Origin of the sequence: Paraburkholderia sp. CNPSo 3274 (genome assembly GCF_024206475.1) — a bacterium.
Lineage (GTDB): Bacteria > Pseudomonadota > Gammaproteobacteria > Burkholderiales > Burkholderiaceae > Paraburkholderia.
Genome location: NZ_JAMBPR010000083.1, coordinates 25,136 through 31,674, shown reverse-complemented (window position 1 = coordinate 31,674; position 6,539 = coordinate 25,136). Strand labels below are relative to the sequence as shown.

Annotated in this window: 7 protein-coding genes and 1 pseudogene; 2 read left to right on the top strand and 6 right to left on the bottom strand. The window is 59.6% G+C overall.

Annotation, left to right across the window (positions count from 1 at the left end; all coding sequences use genetic code 11):
• A pseudogene (locus tag M3I54_RS36915) lies at positions 1–178 on the top strand (IS256 family transposase); the annotation flags it as partial.
• A gap of 184 nt (positions 179–362) precedes the next feature.
• On the opposite strand, the gene M3I54_RS36910 reads toward M3I54_RS36915, so the two are convergent.
• The 4 genes from M3I54_RS36910 to M3I54_RS36895 all read right to left on the bottom strand — a co-directional run bounded on the left by M3I54_RS36910 (position 363) and on the right by M3I54_RS36895 (position 3,869).
• On the bottom strand, positions 363–1,241 hold the full coding sequence (locus M3I54_RS36910) for an alpha/beta fold hydrolase (RefSeq protein WP_254344680.1): 879 nt from the start codon (positions 1,239–1,241) through the stop codon (positions 363–365).
• Positions 1,242–1,245: 4 nt separating this feature from the next.
• Positions 1,246–2,121, bottom strand: coding sequence for an alpha/beta fold hydrolase (locus M3I54_RS36905; protein WP_254344678.1), 876 nt, complete (start codon positions 2,119–2,121; stop codon positions 1,246–1,248).
• Positions 2,122–2,148: 27 nt separating this feature from the next.
• Complete coding sequence (locus tag M3I54_RS36900; RefSeq protein ID WP_254344675.1) at positions 2,149–2,964, bottom strand: alpha/beta fold hydrolase; 816 nt, start codon at positions 2,962–2,964, stop codon at positions 2,149–2,151.
• Positions 2,965–3,047: 83 nt separating this feature from the next.
• Complete coding sequence (locus M3I54_RS36895; RefSeq protein ID WP_254344673.1) at positions 3,048–3,869, bottom strand: sugar phosphate isomerase/epimerase; 822 nt, start codon at positions 3,867–3,869, stop codon at positions 3,048–3,050.
• 187 nt (positions 3,870–4,056) lie between these two features.
• Here M3I54_RS36895 and M3I54_RS36890 point away from each other — a divergent pair, with 187 nt between their 5' ends.
• Positions 4,057–4,836 carry an IclR family transcriptional regulator gene (locus tag M3I54_RS36890; RefSeq protein ID WP_254344671.1) on the top strand — a complete coding sequence of 260 codons (780 nt, stop codon included), beginning with the start codon at positions 4,057–4,059 and terminating at the stop codon, positions 4,834–4,836.
• Between the two features lie 17 nt (positions 4,837–4,853).
• Here M3I54_RS36890 and M3I54_RS36885 read toward each other — a convergent pair whose 3' ends face one another.
• Together M3I54_RS36885 and M3I54_RS36880 are read right to left on the bottom strand one after the other, a co-directional pair.
• Positions 4,854–5,651 carry a sugar phosphate isomerase/epimerase gene (locus M3I54_RS36885; RefSeq protein WP_254344668.1) on the bottom strand — a complete coding sequence of 266 codons (798 nt, stop codon included), beginning with the start codon at positions 5,649–5,651 and terminating at the stop codon, positions 4,854–4,856.
• A gap of 12 nt (positions 5,652–5,663) precedes the next feature.
• Complete coding sequence (locus M3I54_RS36880) at positions 5,664–6,536, bottom strand: dioxygenase (RefSeq protein ID WP_254344666.1); 873 nt, start codon at positions 6,534–6,536, stop codon at positions 5,664–5,666.
• Positions 6,537–6,539 lie beyond the last annotated feature (3 nt).

The following is a 6,539-nucleotide window of genomic DNA, read 5'->3' as shown; positions in this document are numbered from 1 at the left end:
ACGCAAGATCGTCAAGACGCGTGGGCACTTCCCGACGGACGAGGCCGCGACCAAACTGCTCTGGCTGGCCTTGCGCAATATCACGGCTGACTGGAGCCGTGCCGCGCATGACTGGAAAGCCGCGATGAACCAGTTCGCGATCCTCTACGAGGATCGCTTCACCAGAAATCATTTGTAGAATGCAATTGATGAGCCTGCCAGACGGCAGGCTTTTATCTGCCTTGCACACAAAAATTCAGACACTCCCCGGGATCCCGGCTTTGTGGCCCAAAACGACAAGAATTGGTTGTCAAACGCGACATCGGTTGCTGAACTCCACACAAATCGCGGCATAGAGCCCCGGCTTTGGCGCGGTCTCCTTGTCACGAGAAAAACTGTAGAAGAGCCGTTGCAGTTTCGCCGGGCGCTTCCTCCGGCAGAAAATGTCCGCACCGGATGGCGTGACCATCCACTTCCCCCGCCCAGCGGCGCCATTTTTCCAATGGTGAATTCGCCGCTGGCGTTTCTTGCCCCCAAAGCACGAGGACAGGCGCCTCAATAGTCCGGATGCCTTGCTCCGATTCATCCAACTCGCGGTCAAAGGTCCATGCCGCCCGATAGTCTTCGCACATAGCGTGTATCGCGGCTGGATCGCCGATGCTCTTCAGATAGTCGGCGACGTTAGACGGATCGAACCGAAAGCCTTTGGATGCATGTGCGCTCAACATGGTCTCGACGTAGAAGGCGGGATCGTTGCCGATCATGCGCTCCGGAATCGGCTCGTCGAGTGCCTGGAAGGCCCAGTGCCAGAAGCGCAGTGCCAAATGCCGGTCGAATGCCTCCATTGCATCGCTTGTCGGTACGATATCCAGCACGGCAAGACGATCGATACGGCCTGGATGGTCAAGGGCTAGACGATAGGCGACACGTCCTCCGCGGTCGTGTCCAGCCACGCTGAAGCGCCCGAATCCGAGGGCGTTCATCGTCGCTATCTGGTCCAGTGCCAGTTCGCGCTTCGAGTAGGTCAGGTGATCGCCGCCGCCGCGCGGTTTGTCACTTCGTCCATAGCCCCGAAGGTCGGGCACGACCACCGTGAAGTGTTCCGCCAGCGCCGGCGCGACTGCGCTCCAGCAGACCCGCGTCTGTGGCGCGCCATGCAGTAAAAGAAGCGGCGGACCTGAACCGCCCACGAGCGCATCGATCGTGACGCCGTGACCAGGAAGCCGGCGTGATTCGAATCCTTCGATATGACCTGTTTCCATATAACTATGCCGTCTCGTTAGATATGAACCCGCTCACCGCCTCGGCGAATTCGACAGGCCGCTCTTCGGGAACGTAATGACCGCAGTCGTCGATGATGATCTCGGAGACGTTCGCCGCAACATGCCTAAGCGTTTGAGCCGAGGCTGGCCCATAACCCCATTGCGCGCCGATACTCAACGAAGGCATCGAAAGCGGTGTCTTGCCCCAGATGAGGTTGTCTTCACGGTCGAGCGGCAAGGCCCTGTAGTAACTAAAGGAGCAACGCAAAGCGCCTGGACGCGCGAGGGCTTGAGCATAGACTCGGACGTCGTCGTTGCTGATCGAATCGGGATCGAATACGCCAACGGTCTCGCGGCGCACAAAATGGTTCACGAAGAGAAACTCGCGACCTTCAACGAGCGACTCCGATATGTCGCCGGCCATGTTGAAGCCGAAGTGCCAGCTTCCACCGCGCGATACGTCCATCGCTTCTTCCTGTCCGAATGCGGGAAGACTGCTTTCGACAAAAACGAAGTGGCTGACCGCTTCCGGCCACTGGGCGGCGTACGCATACGCGACGTGACCGCCCAAATCGTGGCCGACGATCGCCACCCGCTCTATCCCCAGTGCTTCGACCAGATCATGAAGCCTGCGCGCGATGGTCTTCTTGTCGAAGCCCGACTCGGGTTTCGATGGATCGCCGAAGCCGGGGAGATCGGGCGCAATCACGTCGAACTGCCGACTCAGCAAAGGAATGACACGCCGCCACGCCCAGGATGTTTGCGGCCACCCATGCAGAAGCAGCACGGTTTGTTTCGCGCTCTCTGCTGTGCTGCGACGATAAGCTAGTCGTCCGTCATGCAGACGATGAGAGCGAAACGGAATGTTTTCGTGGGTCATCTTCATTCTCCTGCGAATTTTGTTCCGTTACCCGCAGAACTTGAAAATCGCGTCGACCAGGCGCTCCGGCTGCTCTTCGGCGACGAAATGGCCAGCGTCCGCAATCGTTACGCTCGTCACGTTCGATGAGACGGTGCCGAGGCGCTCGCCGACGCGGCCAGCCCAGCTTCTTTCGCCGCCAATGGCGAGCACCGGGAGCTCGTCGGGAAGCCGTCCCGCGCTGCGGTTATCGATTGCGTCCTGAGGGAACTGGCGGTACATCTCCATGGCCGATCGAAACGCTCCCGGATGGGTGTAAGCCTCGACATACTCGTTGATGTCCGAATGGGAGATCGAGCCGCGACGGAATGATTGCCGATTGATGAACGACTTGATATACACGTGCTCCCGCCCGCCTACGATCAAAGCCTCCGGTAGATCGCGCCTTTGATGAAAGGCGAAATGCCAGACATGGGGGTCCACGATCGCCTGATCCCAATCGCCGATACCGGGAAGGGTCACATCGATGATGGTGAGCGAGCGCGCCGGGTAGCGGCTTGCGTAAGCGTAAGCAGTCATCCCGCCGATGTCGTGGCCGACGATATGCGCGGGTGCTCCATGCAGGCTCTCGACGAGAGCGTGGAGGTCGGCGGCCATCTCGCGCTTCGTATATCCGCCCGCAGGCTTGTCCGACAAGCCCACGCCCTTGAGGTCCGGCGCCACGACGGTATATCGCTCCCCCAGTTCGGCAATAACGCCATTCCAGCACCACCAGTTTTGCGGGAAGCCGTGGACAAGAAGCATCAGCGGTGCGGAGCCCGGCGCCCTGCCGCCGATCACATAGTGCAGGTTGACGTCGTTCACGATTGCGGACCGATGCTCGAACGACGAGGGCAGTTGGACGATATCTTGAGAAGGACGCATGGTGGACTATTCCTCTGATGCGGTTAATCGATCGCGATACGCTTGAGCGCCGCGGCAGACGCGCCAAGATCTTCCAGTGGCGATGAGGAGATGATCTCCAGAACGCAGACTCCAGAAAATCGGGTCTCATTCACGGCCTTCAGGATCTCATCGAAGCACACCGTTCCATGGCCGACCCGGTCATGCCGCCACTGACTGCGTGTGCCATCGGAAAAATGGAGCTGCCCGATGCGATTGCCCAGTCGCCTGATGGCGTCAGGCTGACCTTCTCCAACGAATTCGGCGTTCGAGACGTCGTAGGCAATCAGAAGCTTTTCATGCGCCAGACCGTCGAGAAAGGTCAGCATTGCGTCGCTGGTCGGAATGGGCGTCTGTGGATGGAGCTCGACGAAGATCTTCTGATCGAGCCGCTCGGCAACCCGTAGAAGCTGCTCCAGGCTGTCTCGAAGCAAGTGCTCTGTATCCGAACCAGGCGGCGGAAACAACGATGAAACCCTGCCAGGTACCACGACTACGGCACCGGCGCCCAGATCGGCGGCGAGTTGCATCGTGCGGATATACAGGTCGATGGAATAGCGCCGGAATTCCTCGACACGGCTGACGAGATTGAGATCGAGCGCCGGAAGATTGAGCGACTCGATGCGAATGCCTTCGCTTCTCAAGTTGCCTGCGAGGACGGATCGATCCGCTGCCGAAAGCTGATCCGGCCAAAGATGCCCGGGGACGACCAGCACGTCGAAGTCGTTCAATCCTAGCGTTTGCATCTTCCGCATCGCGGCGAGCGCGGTGTCTTGCCACATGAATGAGAAGGTGCTGCCGCCAAAGCCTTGTGTGATTGTTTCCAATTTCTCCTCGCCTGTTGTGCGGTTGAATTTAGAAGGACGGATCTAAGTGTGAACGTGTTCTTTCATGGGAACAAGTATTTTTTGGCGTTTCCGGTCCTGAAAGAAGGGCTAAGCGCAAAGCTTGTCTTCTTGACATTTCCCGGACGCGATATACCATGTTCCCATATATGAACAAGGACCCAATGGTATGCGTACGAATGAAGTTGAGATGATGAGTACCGTGAAGTCGGCTGACCGTACCCTCGACCTGCTTGAGCTTCTGGCTCAATGGGGCCGTGAGATGTCGCACACGGAAATAGCCGAGGCGCTCGACATCCCGAAGAGCAGTTTGACGAAGCTGATTCGTAATCTCACGGACCGTGGCTACTTGCGCTTCGTGGCCGAGACCAAAGGCTACCGGCTCGGCGACACCATTCTTAAGCTCGCCCAGCAGTCGAACCAGATGCGCAGCCTGGTCGCCTGCGCGGAACCCGTTTTGCGCGACATTACGCAGCAGACTGCGGAATCGTGTGCACTTAACCAATTGAAGGGCGACCAGGTCGAAGTCGTTGCCACGGTCATCAGTCAGCAGCGCCTGCAATCGCACATGCGGCTCGGCGATCTTGCGCCGCTCTATGCCGTGTCCGGCGGCAAGGCGATTCTTGCCTATCTGCCTGACGCGATGCGCGAGGATTACATGCGCGCGGTCACATTCGAGCCCATCACAAAGAACACAATCTCCACCAGGAAGGCGTTGCTCGCCACGCTGGAAGAGGTTCGCAAGAAAGGCTTCGCGCGTTCCATGGAAGAGTACACGCCAGGCATCGTGGGTGTCGGCGTACCCATCCTGTCGGCAAGCGGCTTTCCGCTCGGCTCGTTGAATCTCGCAATCCCGGCTGTGCGTTATTCGAAGGAGGTCGAGGAACGGGCTATCGGAATTCTCACGGCATCGGCGGCACGCATCCAGCGTCAGTATTTCGCCGAGTGATGCGCTCAGTGGCGCACTCAGGCGAGAAAGTGCCGCATTCTTTCCATGATCGTGCGCGCCTGTTGATCGAATGGCAGGTCGCGTAGCTCTCGCGTGGGGGCTTCGACGGCAAGCGTCAGATCGGCGGGCAGTTTTGCCAATAGTTCGCGTAAGGGTAGCTCGCCTTCGCCGGGCAGCAGGCGCGCAGTGCGCGCTTCCGTTCGCCGCCCCTCCACCGAAGCAGGCGAAGCGCGCGGCCCATCGCATATCTGGATGTATTCGATGAAACGCGCTTCAACATTGCCGATGTCCTCCACGCTGGCGCCGGAGCGAAACACTTGCAGCGTGTCTATCAGGATGCGCGCGTTCGGCTGACGGCTCGCGCTGATCAGCGCGAGCGCGTCGTCTAGCGTGCCGACAGGACAATACGTGATCAGTTCGAGGCCGACGGTCATCTCGAAGCGTGCAGCGGCTTCGCACAGTGCGCTGAAGTTGTCGATGAGGCGAGCGCGATCGTCGTCGTTGCCGACGGCCAGCACGTGCTTCGCGCCAAGGCGATACCCCGCTTCCAGCGCCGGCAGCAAGTCTTCGATCCGCGTGCCAGCGTATAACCAGATCGCTTCGATATCGAGCAGACGCACACCGGTCGCCTCCATTCGTGCTGCGAGTTCCCGCATGAGAACGTCGTTGTGTGCCACATCGATGATGGTATCCGCCGTGCTCGGCGCGACAACGCGCAATCCGTAGTAGTCGAAGCCGCCGGCATGCGCGGCGTCGACAAGCTGCAGCGGGTGCGCGTCGAGCATGGTCAGGTGATGCAAGGAGAGCTTGTGCATGGCGACCTTCCGCTAGCTTCGGGGTTCGTCGGGAAGCACGAACTTGTAGGTGATCAACGAGGTGCCTGATGCGACTTCGTGTCCGCCGGGGATCACCTGTCCATCTATCCTTAAGAGCTTCGTGATCAGGGCATCCTTCACGCCGAAGACGACATCCGACTCCAGATACGGGTCGCCATCGATGAAGACATGCGTCACGATGGTCTCGAACCCAGGCGCGCTCAGTTTGAAATGGACATGCGCGGGACGAAACGGGTGACGTCCTTGAGCGTCCAGCATCCTGCCCACGGGGCCGTCGTTCGGGATCGGGTAGGCAGCGGGCACGATGGATCGATACCAGAAGCGTCCGTTCCTGTCGGTATGAAAGCGCGCGCGCATATCGAGCGCCGACTTGCCGGTGTCGCGCTGGACATCGTAGAAGCCGCGATGGTCGGCATGCCATGTCTCGATCAGCGCGCCCGCTATCGGATTGCCGCGCGCGTCTTCGATCGTACCTTCGACAATCAGCGCCGACCCATCTGACTCGCGCGAGATATGCGCGCCGAGCGGAAAGTCGCGCGCTTCCTCCATATAGAACGGACCGAGCACCGTGGTTTGCGTGGCGCCTTCATCGAAGCGATGATTGATCGCATCCACGAGCATCGAGACGCCAAGCGTGTCCGACAGCAGGATGAACTCCTGCCGCGTATCCGAGCACATCTGACCGGTCCTGGTGAGAAACGCGATGGCGTCCGCCCATTCCGCTTCGCTGGGTTCGATCTCTTTCACGAATGCATGCAGATGACGCACGAGCGCCTCGCTGATCTGGCGCGTGCGGGGGCTCGCGCAACCGGTCAGCCGGTCGAGCACGGCCTGTGTGATGTTGTCTTCGTCGAAGTTTCGCATGGG

Bases quoted from the DNA above. Each gene is read 5' to 3' on its own strand.
- M3I54_RS36885 (WP_254344668.1), bottom strand. From the start codon at position 5,651: ATGCACAAGCTCTCCTTGCATCACCTGACCATGCTCGACGCGCACCCG.
- M3I54_RS36890 (WP_254344671.1), top strand. From the start codon at position 4,057: ATGCGTACGAATGAAGTTGAGATGATGAGTACCGTGAAGTCGGCTGAC.
- M3I54_RS36910 (WP_254344680.1), bottom strand. From the start codon at position 1,241: ATGGAAACAGGTCATATCGAAGGATTCGAATCACGCCGGCTTCCTGGT.
- M3I54_RS36880 (WP_254344666.1), bottom strand. From the start codon at position 6,536: ATGCGAAACTTCGACGAAGACAACATCACACAGGCCGTGCTCGACCGG.
- M3I54_RS36905 (WP_254344678.1), bottom strand. From the start codon at position 2,121: ATGACCCACGAAAACATTCCGTTTCGCTCTCATCGTCTGCATGACGGA.